This window comes from Hymenobacter duratus (assembly GCF_014698995.1).
In the GTDB taxonomy this organism is placed as follows: Bacteria; Bacteroidota; Bacteroidia; order Cytophagales; family Hymenobacteraceae; genus Hymenobacter; species Hymenobacter duratus.
On sequence record NZ_JACWZZ010000001.1, the window covers coordinates 435,781 to 449,936 of the forward strand.

General features: G+C 60.2%; 12 protein-coding genes. 4 read left to right on the top strand and 8 right to left on the bottom strand.

Annotated elements, in window-relative coordinates; translation table 11 throughout:
* The first annotated feature begins 34 nt into the window (after positions 1-34).
* On the top strand, positions 35-709 hold the full coding sequence (locus IC231_RS01810; protein WP_190782913.1) for a hypothetical protein: 675 nt from the start codon (positions 35-37) through the stop codon (positions 707-709).
* Positions 710-838: 129 nt separating this feature from the next.
* On the opposite strand, the gene IC231_RS01815 is transcribed toward IC231_RS01810, so the two are convergent.
* Together IC231_RS01815 and IC231_RS01820 are read right to left on the bottom strand one after the other, a co-directional pair.
* Positions 839-1,978 carry a PepSY-associated TM helix domain-containing protein gene (locus IC231_RS01815; RefSeq protein WP_190782914.1) on the bottom strand — a complete coding sequence of 380 codons (1,140 nt, stop codon included), beginning with the start codon at positions 1,976-1,978 and terminating at the stop codon, positions 839-841.
* Positions 1,979-2,088: 110 nt separating this feature from the next.
* Positions 2,089-4,554 carry a TonB-dependent receptor gene (locus IC231_RS01820; RefSeq protein ID WP_190782915.1) on the bottom strand — a complete coding sequence of 822 codons (2,466 nt, stop codon included), beginning with the start codon at positions 4,552-4,554 and terminating at the stop codon, positions 2,089-2,091.
* Positions 4,555-4,859: 305 nt separating this feature from the next.
* Between IC231_RS01820 and IC231_RS01825 the strand changes: the two genes are divergently transcribed.
* From IC231_RS01825 to IC231_RS01835, 3 genes are all read left to right on the top strand, one after another.
* The gene (locus tag IC231_RS01825; RefSeq protein WP_190782916.1) at positions 4,860-7,037 is read left to right on the top strand and encodes a prolyl oligopeptidase family serine peptidase; all 2,178 of its coding nucleotides are present in this window, start codon (positions 4,860-4,862) and stop codon (positions 7,035-7,037) included.
* A 66-nt stretch (positions 7,038-7,103) separates the two neighbouring features.
* Entirely contained in the window at positions 7,104-7,331 is a 228-nt protein-coding gene (locus tag IC231_RS01830; RefSeq protein WP_190782917.1) for a hypothetical protein, read from the top strand.
* A 137-nt stretch (positions 7,332-7,468) separates the two neighbouring features.
* Complete coding sequence (locus IC231_RS01835) at positions 7,469-7,981, top strand: GNAT family N-acetyltransferase (RefSeq protein WP_190782918.1); 513 nt, start codon at positions 7,469-7,471, stop codon at positions 7,979-7,981.
* 73 nt (positions 7,982-8,054) lie between these two features.
* Here the strand turns inward: IC231_RS01835 and IC231_RS01840 are convergent, their stop codons facing one another.
* The 6 genes from IC231_RS01840 to IC231_RS01865 all read right to left on the bottom strand — a co-directional run bounded on the left by IC231_RS01840 (position 8,055) and on the right by IC231_RS01865 (position 14,076).
* The gene (locus tag IC231_RS01840) at positions 8,055-8,357 is read right to left on the bottom strand and encodes a DUF4286 family protein (protein WP_185887900.1); all 303 of its coding nucleotides are present in this window, start codon (positions 8,355-8,357) and stop codon (positions 8,055-8,057) included.
* A 146-nt stretch (positions 8,358-8,503) separates the two neighbouring features.
* On the bottom strand, positions 8,504-9,010 hold the full coding sequence (locus tag IC231_RS01845) for a DUF6526 family protein (protein ID WP_317173244.1): 507 nt from the start codon (positions 9,008-9,010) through the stop codon (positions 8,504-8,506).
* Positions 9,011-9,053: 43 nt separating this feature from the next.
* The gene (locus tag IC231_RS01850) at positions 9,054-9,434 is read right to left on the bottom strand and encodes a hypothetical protein (RefSeq protein ID WP_190782920.1); all 381 of its coding nucleotides are present in this window, start codon (positions 9,432-9,434) and stop codon (positions 9,054-9,056) included.
* Positions 9,435-9,504: 70 nt separating this feature from the next.
* A complete protein-coding gene (locus IC231_RS01855) occupies positions 9,505-10,752 on the bottom strand; it encodes an MFS transporter (RefSeq protein WP_190782921.1) in 1,248 nt (415 codons plus the stop codon).
* Between the two features lie 126 nt (positions 10,753-10,878).
* Entirely contained in the window at positions 10,879-13,326 is a 2,448-nt protein-coding gene (locus IC231_RS01860) for a TonB-dependent receptor (protein ID WP_190782922.1), read from the bottom strand.
* 180 nt (positions 13,327-13,506) lie between these two features.
* On the bottom strand, positions 13,507-14,076 hold the full coding sequence (locus tag IC231_RS01865; RefSeq protein ID WP_190782923.1) for a hypothetical protein: 570 nt from the start codon (positions 14,074-14,076) through the stop codon (positions 13,507-13,509).
* Positions 14,077-14,156: the final 80 nt, after the last annotated feature.

Here is a 14,156-nt window from a genome sequence, read left to right on the forward strand (position 1 = left end):
TGCCAAATAATCAGCTGGCAAGATACATTCCCTCATGAACAACGCCACCTCCAACAAACGCCAAAGCAACGACTTCTTCTGGCCCAGCTACGTGGACCTGATGACGTCCTTGTTCGTGGTGATGCTGGTGCTGTTCGTGTACAGTTTCAAGCTGTTCAAGGACCGGGAAGGGGAGCTGAAACAGGCCAACGGCGAGCTGAAAGCCAAGGCCGCCGAGCTGGAGCAGATTACCAAAATCCGCCGCTCTTTGCAGCAGCTGGAGGGCCGCTACTTCCGCTACGACCCCACCAACGAGCGGCACGAGCTGCTGGTGCCCGTGCAGTTCAAAGCCGGCCGCGACGAAATTCAGGACAGCTACAAGCCCGCGCTGTTGCAAGCCGGCCGCACCCTGCGCACGGTGCTCAAGAGTATCAAAACCGACCAGCCCGTGCGCTACCTCGTGATTGTGGAGGGCATGGCCGCCCGCTACCCCCAGGGCGACCCGCGCAACGCCCGCGAGGAGCAAACCACCTACCAACTCAGCTACCGCCGCGCCCTCAACCTGCTCAACCTCTGGAAGCAAAACGGCCTCAATTTTGGCCAGGACCGCGGCATCGAGCTTATCATCGGGGGCAGCGGCTTCTACGGCACCGGCCGCTACCAAGGCCGCCGCGAAGGCGACAATAAACGCTTCCTGATTCAGGTGATTCCGAAAGTAGGGCGGATGTAGTAGAACGGCGGCGGCTCGGATGCCCCAGGGCTGAAGCCCTGGGCTATGCAGCGGTTTTCATTCATAGTTCTCATTACGTATGCGCGCTACGTAGCCCAGGGCTTCAGCCCTGGGACGCCCGAAACGAAACTACACCGCCTGCAGCCGCAGCTGCTTCTTCCGGGTTTTATTACGCCGGCCCCACCACACGATGGTGCCGGTAACGGGCAGGCTGGCGCAGATCAAACTCACCAGAAACGCCACGACTTTGCCGCCGAAACCCAGAATCTGGCCCACGTGCAGGTCGTAGTTCATATCGGAGAACCTGGTGCCGGCGCTTTTGGTAGCGTGGAAACGCGTTTCCAGCAGCTGGCCCGATACGGGGTGAAAGGAGTATTCGTCGCGGTGGTAGTAGTGTAGGGCCTTCTTGTAAGTCCAGCAAAAGGCGGGGACTTTGCCCGCGCCGGTTGGGCCGATGAGCACCATTTCGTGAGTGGGGGAGAGGCGGCGCACCGTGCGGTATACGATATCAGGGAGGGGCTGGGCGGCGGCGGTGGAAGTTTGCAGGGTATCGAGCTTGGTTTTCATGATTTCCTGGGGCGCCGGCTGGCCACCATCCACCGCCAGCACCAGCGGCTCCAGCAGCCACGGATACAGCATAAACAGGCCCGACAGCGCCAGCACCAGCCCGATGCTGGCCGCGTAGAAGCCCAGCACGTTGTGCAGATCGTAGTTGACACGCCGCCAGCGGCTCCCCCACTTAATGGTGAAGCGCTGCTTGCGTTCCTGTTTGCGCTTGGGCCACCACAATACCAGCCCCGTGAGCATCATCACCACAAAAATGGAAATGCTGATGCCCACCACCCATTTCGCCACCGCCTCGGGCAGCAGCAGGTGCATGTGAATTTCCTGCACGATGGTGAAAAAGTGCGTGCGTAAATCCTGCTCGCGCAGCACCTGGCCCGTGTAGGGGTTCAACGACACCATAATAGGCGCGCCGGCCTTATCGGTGAAAAACACGGTAGCCGCCCGCTCCGGCCCGAAATACGTAGTCCAGCAGTCCTCGGCCTTTGTGCCGGGGTGCGTGGCCAGCGCAGCGGCCTGCAACTGGGAGGGCAGCACGTAAGCTGACTGTTGCACCTCCACCTTGCGCCACGGTTCCGTCAGGTCCCGGATGTCGTCCTGAAACACGAAAATAGCGCCCGTCAGGCTCACGATGAACACCACCAGCCCCGACGCCAGCCCCAGCCACAGGTGCAGTTTCCCGACGGTTTTTTTGAACGTGCTCATAGAGAGAAGCAGAGAACAACTGTCATTCCGAGCGAAGCGAGGAATCTGAGGTGATTATCAGAAGACAAACCCAGATTCCTCGCTTCGCTCGGAATGACAGTTGTAAGATTTTAAAACTTATACGCTACGCTGCCGATGATACTGCGCAGTTTCTGCGGGTTCATGGTGGTGTAGCCGGTCCAGTACTGCTTATCCGTGAGGTTATCCACTTTGGCCGAAATGCGGTACTTGGGCTGGTCGTAGAACACCGAGGCGTTCAGCACCGTGTAGCTGGGTAGGATGAATACGTTATTTACGGCATTCTGCACCTTGTTGTCGCTCACGTAGTTGCCGCCGAAACCAGCGCCCATGCCTTTCAGCGCACCCTCGGGCTGACGGTAGCTCACCCAGGCATTGGCCAGATAAGGCGAGGAAGCGGTGTTGGGCCGGCGGCCATTGACCTCTCCCGGGGAGTCTTCAAACTTCGAGTCGTTGTAGGCGAAGCCCCCGATTACGTTCAGGCCGCGCACCGGATTGGCCACAACGTTGACCTCCACGCCCTTGCTGCGTTGGGTGGCGTCCTGGGCATTGATAGCCTCAAACGTGGTGGGCGCGTAGCCCAGCAGTCGCAGCCGGTCCTGCACCCGAATATCGTAGTAGCTCACCGTGGCGCTGAGGCGGCCGGCGGCGGCGTCCAGTTTCACCCCGCCTTCCCACTGGTTGGCGCGCTCGGGCCGAGCCAACGAGCGGCTACCGTCGGCGGCCAGGTAGAGGCCCAGGTTATTGAAGCTGTTCTGGTAGTTGGCAAACACGCTCACCCGGTCCTTTATAGGCTGATACACCAACCCGAACTTCGGCGACCAAGTCGTTTGCTTGTAGGCCTGCACAGGCGAGTAAAACAGCCCGCCTTTGTTATCCACGTGGTCGACGCGCAAGGCGGCCAACACGCTCAATTGCTCCGTCAGGTTCAGCACGTCCGAAATGAAGGCGCTGTACGTGTTGGATTTGGTGGTTACCAAATAGCGGCCCCCGCCACCGGCCGCGTACACGGCATTCATGTTGGTGCCGTTGAACTGATCCAGCACAGGCCGGGGCGAGGCCAGCGCCACCGTGTCGAAGTTGCCACCCAGGAAGTTTACGTCGGAGCTGACGCGCAGGAAATCCAGGCCCAGCACTACGCGGTTGCGCATATTGCCAATCTGAAAGTCACCATTGATCAGCTGCTGCGCCTCCCACAGCTGCCGCTGGCTGTTGTCCGTCGATTGGTCGGCCCGCACCAGGTAATTGGGGGCTTCGGGCAAATCGGGGCGGCGGCGGCGGAACTCCGGCGTGCTGGGTGTCAGGTAGAAGTACGCAGAGTTGCCATCCGAGTAGCTGTTACTGCTGGTCAGGTAGGTGGTGGCCGTGAAGGCGGGTGAAATCTTGTACTGCACCTGTCCAAACAGGTTGGTGCTGCGCGAATCCTGAATCAGGCCCGGCCCCTGGTACGACTGCTGGTAGTCGAATGGCGACTTATCGGGCCGGTCGAAGCCCAGCACATTCGGCGCGAAGTACAGGAACACGAACTGGTTGCCCGTGCCCCGGCCCTTGTAGATTTCGGCGTCCAGATTCACCGTCAGCCGGTCGGAGGCACGCCACTGCAGGCTGGGCGCTACGGCGAAGTTCTTGTTGAAACCCGTGTAGCCCTTGTTCTGGAAGTTGTCTTCGTAAGTGTAGGCCGTGTTCAGGCGGATGCCCAGAGTTTTGGGCTGGTCGGCGGGCGTGTTGCTGTCTACCAGGTTCACGTCGGCCGATACGCGGTGGAAGCCGTAGGAGCCGGCCGCCACGTTCACTTCGCCCCCGAAAGTCTCCAGCGGCTTTTTGGTGACGCGGTTGAGCAGGCCGCCGTACGAGGTCAGGGCTGAGCCAAACAGCGTGGCCGAAGGGCCTTTGATGACTTCCAGCTTCTCCAGGTTCACCGCGTCGATGTTGCCGGTGACATTGCCGGCCACGCCGTTGCGCAGTTGGCTCTGCGTCACGAAGCCCCGCGCGGCGTAGAAGGCACCTCCGTCGCCGCCCCGGCCGGTGGCCTCCCACATTTTCTGCAGGCCCGGCGCGTTGCGGGTGGCATCATCCACGCTGAACACCAGTTGTTCGGTCAGTAGCTCCTTGCCCACCGTGGCGTACACCTGCGGATTTTCAAGGTTGCTGAGCGGCATCTTATTCACGTCCGTGCTGGCGGAGCGGTTGAACTTGTTGGTGCGGTTGCCGCTGATAACCACTTCCTTGAGCTGCTGGGCGTTTTCGGTCAGCGTGAAGTCGGCGCTGACGGTCTGGCCGGCCGTCACCGTCACGGTTCGCTCGTCGCCTTTCAGCCCGATGGCCGAAATAACCAGCGTGTATTGCCCTGGGCGCACCCGCTCCAGCACATACTCGCCCTGGCTGTTGGTGATGGTGCCCTGGCCCCGGCCCTTCAACCCCACCGTCACGGCTTCGGCCGGACTACCGTCGGCAGTATTCACGCGGCCCCGGATGGCGGCGGTTTGCTGGGCTTGCGCCGTGAGCGAGACACCCAGTAGGGTGGTGGCAAAGCCCAGGGAATGGATGGAGGAACGCATGCTATGTTTGTTTAGAATCAGTCCAGATATCTGCAAAGGAACGCTGAAAATTCTATTTAGAAAAATTCTTAATAAAAATATGTCGGTACATTTATATGTCCGGCGCCACCCGCTTCACGCAGTATAGAGGCTGCTGGGGCCATTCGATTTCGCATTGCGGCCACATTTGTCGCCAAACGGTGGCGTATTGTGGGCTGCAGACGCCAGGCTTTGATTGCCCTGTCGGCGTGAAAGAATCCGGGCGTAGCGGTTCATCTGCCAAATTCGTAGGCTATCTTCGGCGCTTCTCCCGCTATTCCCATCTGATGCAGAAATTCGTCCTTCCCGTAGTAGCCCTGGTGGCGCTGGCCTCGTGCCGTTCCAGCCAGCCGAAGGCCCCTGGGGCCGCTGCTGCTACCGTTTCTACCACTACTTCCGCTCCCGTGCAATACCCCGAAACCCGGAAAGTCGACCACAAGGACGACTACTTCGGCACCTCCGTGGCCGACCCCTACCGCTGGCTCGAAGACCTCGACTCAAAAGAAACCGAAGCCTGGGTGACGGCCCAGAACAAGGTCACGTTCGGCTACCTGGAGCAGATTCCGTTCCGCGACAAAATCCGGGAGCGGCTTACCAAGCTCTGGAACTACGAGAAATTCGGGATTCCGCAGCAGGAAGGCAACCAGCTGTATTTCAGTAAGAACGACGGCCTGCAGAACCAAGCGGTGCTCTACACCCAGCAGGACGGCCAGGAAGGCCAGCCCGATTTGCTGCTCGACCCCAACAAGTTCTCGGCCGACGGCACCACGGCCCTGGCCGGCACCTTCTTCTCCGATGACCACCGCTACATGGCCTACGCCACCAGCGGCGGCGGCTCCGACTGGCAGAAGCTGAAAGTGCTCGACCTGAAAACCCGCCAGCCGCTCGCCGACGAGCTGCAGTGGGTGAAGGTATCGGGCGCGGCCTGGTACAAGGATGGCTTCTTCTACAGCCGCTACGACGCGCCGAAGAAGGGCGAAAACCAGCTGTCCGGCAAAAACGAATACCATAAGGTGTACTACCACCAGCTTGGCAAGCCCCAGAGCGCCGATAAGCTGGTGTACGAGGACGCCAAAATGGCCCTGGGCTTCCGCACCGTGGGCACCACCGAGGACGAGCGGTTCTTGGTGCTCTACCTCACCGATGGCAAAGCCGACGGCAACCGCCTGCTGGTGCGCGACCTCACCGACCCCAAACAGGCCAACAGCTTCACGCCTATCATCAACAACTACGACGACAACAACTCGGTGGTCGGCAACGTGGGCGGCCTGCTGCTGGTGCAAACCAACTACAAAGCGCCCAACTACCGCGTGGTGCTCATCGACCCCAAGAAGCCCCAGGAGGCCAACTGGAAAGAGGTGCTGCCCCAAACCGAGCAGAAGCTGGAAGGCGTCGACCACGTGGGCGGCTACCTGGTGGCCTCGTACCTGAAGGACGCCAGCAGCCTCATCAAAGTGTACACCGAGAAAGGCGAGTTCAAGCACGATGTGGCCCTGCCGGCCATCGGCACGGCCAGCGGCTTCGGCGGCAAGCGCGACTCGAAGTCGGTGTACTACGCCTTCACCTCGTTCACGTACCCGACCACCATCTATAAATACGACCTCGCCTCGAACACCAGCACCGTGTTCCGCGCCCCCACCGTGGACGTGAAGCCCGGAGACTACGTAACCACGCAGGTGTTCTACGCCAGCAAGGACGGCACCAAAATTCCGATGTTCATCACCCATAAGAAAGGCGTGAAGCTCAACGGTCAGAACCCGACCTATCTGTACGCCTACGGCGGCTTCAACATCTCGCTCACGCCGGGCTTCTCGGTGGCGCGGATGCTGTGGCTGGAAAACGGCGGCGTTCTGGCCATCCCGAACCTGCGGGGCGGCGGCGAGTATGGCGAAAAGTGGCACCAGGCCGGCATGACGCCCAACAAGCAGAACGTGTTCGACGACTTCATTGCGGCCGCCGAGTACTTAAAGGTGCAGGGCTACACCAGCACCGAGAAGCTGGCTATGGCCGGCGGCTCCAACGGCGGCCTGCTGGTGGGCGCTACCATGACCCAGCGCCCCGACCTGTGCGGTGTGGCCTTCCCGGCCGTGGGCGTGATGGACATGCTGCGCTACCATAAGTTCACCATCGGCTGGAACTGGGCCCCCGAATACGGCACCAGCGACAACTACGCGCAGTTCCAGAACCTCTACAAGTTCTCGCCGCTGCACACGCTGAAGGCCGGCACCACCTACCCCGCCACCATGATAACGACGGCCGACCACGACGACCGGGTGGTGCCCGCGCACTCCTTCAAGTTTGCCGCCGCCCTGCAGGCCGCCAACGCCGGCCCCCGGCCCCAGCTCATCCGCGTGGATGTGAATGCTGGCCACGGCGCGGGCAAGAGCACCAAGCTACAAATTGAGGAGTGGGCCGATGTCTGGTCCTTCGCCTTCTACAACATGGGCGTGAATCCATACAAGTAGTAAAACCGGCTTCGTATCTTCGCGGCCGCAACCCCCGTAATTGCCTCTGGCTTTTTGCTTTCAGATATGAAAAAAACGTTCCTGTTCGGTCTGCTGGCCGTCTCGCTGCTGTCTGCTACGTCTTGCAGCAACCCCGATTACAAAACCGATGAAGATGTGACCGTGAAGCCGCTCGAATACCCGGCCCCGGTTGACACTACCGGTGGCAAAGCAGCCGCAGAAAACTCTGCCAACCGCGAAATCAACGCAGTAAACGCCACCGAGGACATCAAAAAGATGCAGCCGGTAATGTAATTGCAACGCAATTCGCTAGTAGCAAATGAGCAATGTCTGCAAGGCATTGCTCATTTTTCATTTTGGAGGCTGCGTAGTGCAGATAGGACACTGTTGTACCTTCGCACTCACCACTTATTCCCCCCAACTGGTTGCTTATGACCATTCGCCGTGGCCGCGAGGCCGACTTGCCGCAGGTGCTGGCCCTGATTCAGGAGTTGGCCGAGTATGAAAAGGCCCCGCACGAAGTCACGAATACGCTGGCGGATATGCAGCGCGACGGGTTCGGGCCGGAGCCGATTTTTAGCTTTTTCGTGGCCGAGGATGCGGCTTGCGTCATCATCGGTATTGCGCTCTACTACACTGCCTACTCCACTTGGAAGGGCCGGATGCTGTTCTTGGAAGATCTGGTGGTGACCGAAGCCCAGCGTGGCACCGGTCTGGGCCGTAAGCTTTTTGATGCCGTGGTGGCCGAAGCCCGCCGCACGGGCGCGCACCGCCTGAAGTGGCAGGTGCTGGAGTGGAACGAGCCGGCCATCGGCTTCTACAGAAAGCTGGGCGCTAACCTCGACCCTGAGTGGCACAACGGCAACCTCAGCAGCGAGCAGCTGCAGGCTTATCCGTGCGACCCTGTGGTGGAAGCAGTAGTAAAGGCCGATAGCCATTCGTAACTCTCGACCTGGATTAAACTGCAACGGCTGCCCTACCAGGGCAGCCGTTGCAGTTTAATCCAGGTAAGGCAAGCTAGCCTACCACTTCCAGCATAGTGCGGAAAGAGGCGTAACGGCCACCAAAATGCTTTTCGATTTCGTGGCGTAAGGCAGGCGCCGCCACCTGCTGATACTCTTCCAGCTGCTCCAGGCTCACGCAGTAGTACTGCGCGGCATAGGTTATCCCATCGTCTTCCTCATTGAGCAGGCGGCAAAGCTGGCTTTTGAGGAAAAAGCCGGTCGCCATTACTTCCGGCATGTGGGTGTCGCGCATGTAGGCTACCCACTGGTCGGCAATTTCCGGGTCGAGGCTGGTCGTGACGTTGTACAAAATCATAGGGCAAAGGAAAAGGCGAGTCCGCACCGGGGTGGTCGGTGTTCACCGGAATAGAAGGCACAGAAGCCTGAAAAGCCATATTGGCTATGCAAAGTTCGAAAATACAGCCGGATTCGCCGGGCTGGCTGGTGCCCGCGTGCGGTTGCCTATACGCGCAAATGGTCGAACTGGAAATCCTGGATACGGGCCTGAATGTCCTTGGAAGACAGCTTTTCCCGGATGGCGGCCTGCGTGAGGTCGGCCAATTCGGCATCACCCGCGAAACGGAGCGCCAGAATCTGACTGAGCTCAAGCTGCATTTCCAGTGGGCGCAGGCTCTGGCCCGTCAGCTCGAAGTAGCGCTGGCGTACTTCCAGCCGGATAAGCCGGTCCTGTAGTCTCAGGGCATAGTGCTGGCGCAGCATCACCAGCACGCCCAGGCCCACCACGGCCAGCAGCATCACCGTAAACCACAGGCGCGAGTCCTCCGTGTCGTCGCCGGATACCGACACGTAGCGCCGGATACTGTACAGGGCCAGCACAAAGGCCGCGGGCAGCAGCACGAAGTGGTGCCAGGGGTAAAACATAGGTTTGTTTTTGGTTGGTTGGTTGGCCATCGGAGAGGGGGCAAAGTGGGTGGATAAAAAGGACTGTATGAAAAAAACTCCAGCCATCGGCTGGAGTTTTTGGCAGTTTCAGGGGCTCGGAATGTGGCCGTTACACTTTGCTGGCCTTTTTAGCGTCGCGGGCTTTGCGCTTTTCATCACGCATGACTTTTTTGGCGGCACTTTCCTGGCGGCTGGCTTCTTTGGCTGAAGCCTGCTGGCGCTTCAATTCCATTTTCTGCTCTTTCATCTGGCGCTGCTGCTCGCGCATAGCGTTCTGCTGGTCTTTGATCTGCTCTTTGCTGGCATTGACGCTGCTGCGGGATGCGGCGCTCTGTTGCTTCTGAGCCTCCAGGGTGGCTTTGGCGTCGGCGGCGCGCTGCTGCTGCATCTGCAGCCGCATCTGCGTCGAGTCGACGGGCGTTTGGGCTTGCGCGTGGCGGCCACTCAGGGCGAGGGCGGCGACGGCCAATAGGGCGAGCAACTTTTTCATAGAACAAGGCGGTGGCTAAAAGGCCATCCGCGCTTAATACGCGCCCCCAGGAGCTAAGTTAAGCCGGAGGCTATTCTTCAACGTAGTCGAGGTCTTTGCCGAAGCTTTCCGGTAGTGTACTCACGGCCCAGAAGGCAATCAGCAGCGACACGGCGCCCAGCACGGCGGCACTCCCGATAAGGCCCAATGGACCGCGCATTGCCTGGAACAGCGGCACAAGCAGTACCACAGAACCCCGGGCAAAGTTAGGAGCAGTAGTAGCTACCGTAGCCCGAAGGTTGGTGCCAAACTGCTCGGCCGCAACCGTCACGAACAACGCCCAGAAGCCTACGGAAATACCCAGTACAAAGCACGCCACATAAAAAGCCGTGGGTGATGCTCCCGGTATGGCAAACAGGTACACGGCCACCATCGCGCCGCAAAACACCAGAAACATCTGCAGCGCCCGGTTGCGGCTGCGCAGCAGCTGGCTGAGCGTGCCGCTGGCAAAGTCGCCGAACACCAGCCCGAAGTAGCACCAGAACACGCCCAGGCCAGCCGTAACGGGGCCGGTAATGCCCAGAGCGGCTCCAAACTCCGGGGCCAGCGTAATCAGGATGCCTACCACAAACCACAGCGGCACCCCAATCAGCAGGCACTTGGCATAGCGGACGAGGCGCGCACGGTTCGTGAACAGGGCCAGAAAGTTGCCGCGCTCCACGTCCGTCTTCTTGGTCTGCTCGAACATCCCCGACTCATACACCCCCACGCGCAACGCCAGCAGCGCCAGGCCCAGTCCGCCGCCCACGAAATAGGCATTGCGCCAGCCAAATTCGGCGCCTACCCAATAGGCCAGCATAGCGCCGCTTACGCCTACTGTGGCCACTATCATGGTGCCGTAGCCGCGCTTTTCCTTGGGCAGCGTTTCCGACACCAGCGTGATACCCGCGCCCAGCTCCCCGGCCAGCCCGATACCGGCAATCAGGCGTAGCCACGCGTATTGCTCAATGGTCTGCACAAAGCCGTTGGCGAGGTTGGCGAGGGAATAAATCAGAATAGAGCCGAACAGCACCGACAGACGGCCTTTTTTGTCGCCCAGAATACCCCACAGTATGCCGCCCAGCAGCATGCCGCCCATCTGCATATTAATCAGGTACAGGCCCTGGCTGGTCACGGCTTCTTTGGCCGTGATACCCAGTTCGTTGAGGCTGTCAACGCGCACAATACTGAACAGAATCAGGTCGTAGATATCGACGAAATAGCCGAGGGCCGCCACCACAACGATGGCGCTCAGCAGACCGGTGGTTTTGGGAGTATAAGCGGTGGGCGTGGCAGGCATAAAGTGCGGGGCAAGAATTGACAGGCGCAGATTACGCAAATTTTCAACACGCCCCGCACCTGCTGCTCTGGTTAACTCTGCGCCAGAATACCCAGAGATACTAACGTGAACTACTGCGCTTATCGGCTACCTGAAGCTGAGCGGCACCACCAGCTTCACGCTCAGGCTGCGGCCCATATTGAACACGCCCACACGGCCGGTAGCATAGTTGACGGCCGTGTATTTCAGACGGCTCAAATGGTTTTGGTAGCCCACATCAAACAGATTATTGGCCGCCAGATACAGGGAAAACAATGTTTTCTCCGAGCGGCTCACGATGTCGGTGCCGACTCCGGCGTTTACCAGCGTGTAGGCCGGCGTGCTGGTTTCGGTGTCAAACGCGGAGAAGATGCGGCTTTGCGCGAAGTTGTGTTCCAGCGTAGCCCGGGCGTAGAGGTTGTGTAGGCGCGAGCGGCCCACCTTCCGGAAGTTCACCCGCAGCTCCGACTGCAGCCGGTCGGCGGGAATGAAGGGCAGGTATTGCTGGCCTTCGGGCTGATCAAACTCGATGGCGCGCACCATGGAAAACGAGTTTTCGAAATGCAGCCAATCGAGGGGGTGGGGGTGAAGGTCGAGGCTGATTTCGCCGCCAGCCAGCCGCGCGTCGCCCTGCCCGTAGCGGAACACCCGGTCCCCGTCGGTGCTGAGCGAGTCGGAGCCGTCGGCGGCGGCAATACGGCGCGGGAAGATGTAGTTGCTGATACGGTTGCGGAACACATCCACCGTGAGGCCCACGTGCTCCGACGTGAAAGCCACGCCGCCATCCAGCTGAAAGCTGGTTTCCGGGGTCAGGCCCGGCTCACCCAGCTCGTAGCGCGTGGTGCCTTCGTGCACGCCGTTCGAGCCCAGCTCGGCAATATTGGGTGCCCGGAAGCCGCGGGCCATGTTGGCCTTCACCAGCCACTTCTCGCTGATGTTGTAGGTGCCGCCTATGCTGCCGCTCACGCTCCGAAACGTGCTTCGGAACCCCGCAAACTTCTCTTCCCCGAAGCCAGCCGGCACGGGCTGATCGTCGGCATCCAGAAACAGGGCGTCGGCCTTGATGCGGCGGATGTCGTAGCGTAAGCCGCCGCTCAGATCCAGCTTGCCGAAGCTCTTTTTCGTGACGGCAAACACACCCCCATCCAACAGTCGGTAAGCCGGAATCAGAAATTCGACACCCTTGTTCTGGTTTTGCTGCTGCATGCCGCTCACCCCGGCCGTGGTATGCCAGCCATTTAGTTCGGGCAGAAACCAGCGCAGCGCATAATCGACGGTGCGCAACTGGAAAAACAACGAATTTTCGTCGGAATCCAGCGGATTGCCGAACTCCCGGCGCAGGTTTTGCTGCCAGCCTACGTTCAGCGTAAGGCGGTGCTGGCCCAGCACAAAGTTGTTGTCGAGGCCGAGGCGCAGGTGGTTGATTTGCTGCCGTGGCACATCGAGGCCGTAGCCGGAAAAGCCGCGGCCGCGCACCAGTTCCTCGTTTCCTAAGCTGTTCGTTCTCACAAAGCCTCCTGACAGCGAGTCTCGCTCGCCCTCAATCAGCCCCAACTCCTGATTGAAGCTGTTGAAGGTGAGGTGCGTATAGCCCCAGTTTTTGTTCAGGCCCACGTAGCCGCTGCCGTTCAGCTCCCGGAAACCCGAGTTGTACACGCGCCCGTCGTAGCGGTTGCGGTAGTCGGCGGCTGCCTTGCCCGAGCCGCGCACCAGCCAGTTGAAGCCGTTGAGGTTGCCGGCATTCATCACCGAGTAGCCCTGCTGGTAGTTGTTGGTCTGGTAGTTGGCCGCCACCGAGCCGATAATGCGGCCATCTTCCACGGGCTCAGCAGGCAAAAAGTTGATGACGCCGGCCAGCCCGTCGGAGCCGTAGAGCAGGGAGCCTGGCCCCTTGATGATTTCGGCCCGGTCGATGCTGTACTCATCTATTTCGATGCCGTGCTCGTCGCCCCACTGCTGGCCCTCCTGCTTGGCGCCGTTGTTGAGCGTGATAACCCGGTTGGCGCCCAATCCGCGAATAATTGGCTTGCTGATGGCAGCACCCGTTGTAATCTGGTTGAGGCCAGGCGTGTGGGCAATGGCATCTACGGCATTGGTAGCCGCTGCCTGGCGCAGCCGCGTCTGGTCTACCACGCTGGTCGGGATGGGCGAGCGGCGCATCTCCGTGCTGGCTGATACGCCCGTAACCACCACCTGCCCGATTTCGGTGGCGGCCGGTGCCAGCGCCACTTCCAGCGGCTGGCCCGCGCCAGTATCCACGGTGCGCACCACCGTGGTGTAGCCCAGAAAGCGCACCTGCATCAGAAAGCGCCCATTGGGGAGGTTGAGGAAGCGAAAATTACCGTCGGCATCGGCCGTGCTGGCCTGCCGCAAATCGGGGAAAACGATGGTGGCACCTGCCAATGCCTCGCCGGTAGCGGCATCCGTGACGCGGCCCGTAACGGGTGCCGCGTTGGGGGCGGTGCGCGCCGGGCGGGCGGGTGTACCAGGGGAGGTTTGGGCCAGCGTGCTGCCGGTCATCAGGAGCAAACCGGCAGAAAGAAGAAATCGGGACATAGAGGCGAAGTGCGCGGAAGCCGATAAACGGCTGGTAGGGCGAAAAGGCTGCATAAAGGGCCGAAACGAAAGAAAACACCGGCCAGTGGCCGGTGCCTTCCCGAACATTCTCCACAACCAACCGGGAGAACAGGGGAAGAGCCGTTTGCAGACAGCCCTTCCCAACTCACTCAAACTCAATTAGCGGACGGCGGTAGGGAACGTCACTTCCACATCAGTGTCGCCGGGCGTGGCAGTGCCGTTTTTGGTGCCGGGCTGGTGGCGCAGCATTATTTTCAGACTGCCGGTGGTGCTGGTGGCATTGGCGGTGCCTGTCACGGCCTGCGTGGCAAGACCAATCGGCAGATTGTTCTTGTCCTTGTCAGTAGCTGTGATAGTCAGGTTGACACCCGCCGGGGCGAAGACAAACAGATGCTCGTCGCCCTCCTCCTGAATCTCGGCCGTAATGTTTTCCGCCGGAGTTTTCGTTTCGTCCAACAGCGTGAGGGTGCCGGTATAGGTGGTGTTGGGAGCCAGCGTGAGTGTGGCGGGTGTAATCGTAGCGGGTGTGCTTCCGTCGCCGTCCGGGTCGCGGTACTGGATGGAAACGGGCGTGCCACCACCCTGCGGCGTTAGGGTGTAGGTGACGGTAGTAATCTGCTCGTTGTCAGCATCGGGCTTGGGGTCTTCGCTGTCGTCTTTGCAGGCCGAGAACAAAGGCGCGGCCACCAGCAGGGCCAGCATAGACTTGGTAAGCAGGAGGTTTTTCATGGTACAGGAAAAGGGGGTAAACAGTAAGAAAATTGCTGTGTTCTTCTTCATACTTGTCGCAGGCCGTGACTACAGTGGCC

Bases quoted from the DNA above. Each gene is read 5' to 3' on its own strand.
- IC231_RS01865 (WP_190782923.1), bottom strand. From the start codon at position 14,076: ATGAAAAACCTCCTGCTTACCAAGTCTATGCTGGCCCTGCTGGTGGCC.
- IC231_RS01820 (WP_190782915.1), bottom strand. From the start codon at position 4,554: ATGCGTTCCTCCATCCATTCCCTGGGCTTTGCCACCACCCTACTGGGT.
- IC231_RS01860 (WP_190782922.1), bottom strand. From the start codon at position 13,326: ATGTCCCGATTTCTTCTTTCTGCCGGTTTGCTCCTGATGACCGGCAGC.
- IC231_RS01840 (WP_185887900.1), bottom strand. From the start codon at position 8,357: ATGATTTTGTACAACGTCACGACCAGCCTCGACCCGGAAATTGCCGAC.
- IC231_RS01825 (WP_190782916.1), top strand. From the start codon at position 4,860: ATGCAGAAATTCGTCCTTCCCGTAGTAGCCCTGGTGGCGCTGGCCTCG.
- IC231_RS01855 (WP_190782921.1), bottom strand. From the start codon at position 10,752: ATGCCTGCCACGCCCACCGCTTATACTCCCAAAACCACCGGTCTGCTG.
- IC231_RS01850 (WP_190782920.1), bottom strand. From the start codon at position 9,434: ATGAAAAAGTTGCTCGCCCTATTGGCCGTCGCCGCCCTCGCCCTGAGT.
- IC231_RS01815 (WP_190782914.1), bottom strand. From the start codon at position 1,978: ATGAGCACGTTCAAAAAAACCGTCGGGAAACTGCACCTGTGGCTGGGG.
- IC231_RS01835 (WP_190782918.1), top strand. From the start codon at position 7,469: ATGACCATTCGCCGTGGCCGCGAGGCCGACTTGCCGCAGGTGCTGGCC.
- IC231_RS01830 (WP_190782917.1), top strand. From the start codon at position 7,104: ATGAAAAAAACGTTCCTGTTCGGTCTGCTGGCCGTCTCGCTGCTGTCT.
- IC231_RS01845 (WP_317173244.1), bottom strand. From the start codon at position 9,010: ATGGCTGGAGTTTTTTTCATACAGTCCTTTTTATCCACCCACTTTGCC.
- IC231_RS01810 (WP_190782913.1), top strand. From the start codon at position 35: ATGAACAACGCCACCTCCAACAAACGCCAAAGCAACGACTTCTTCTGG.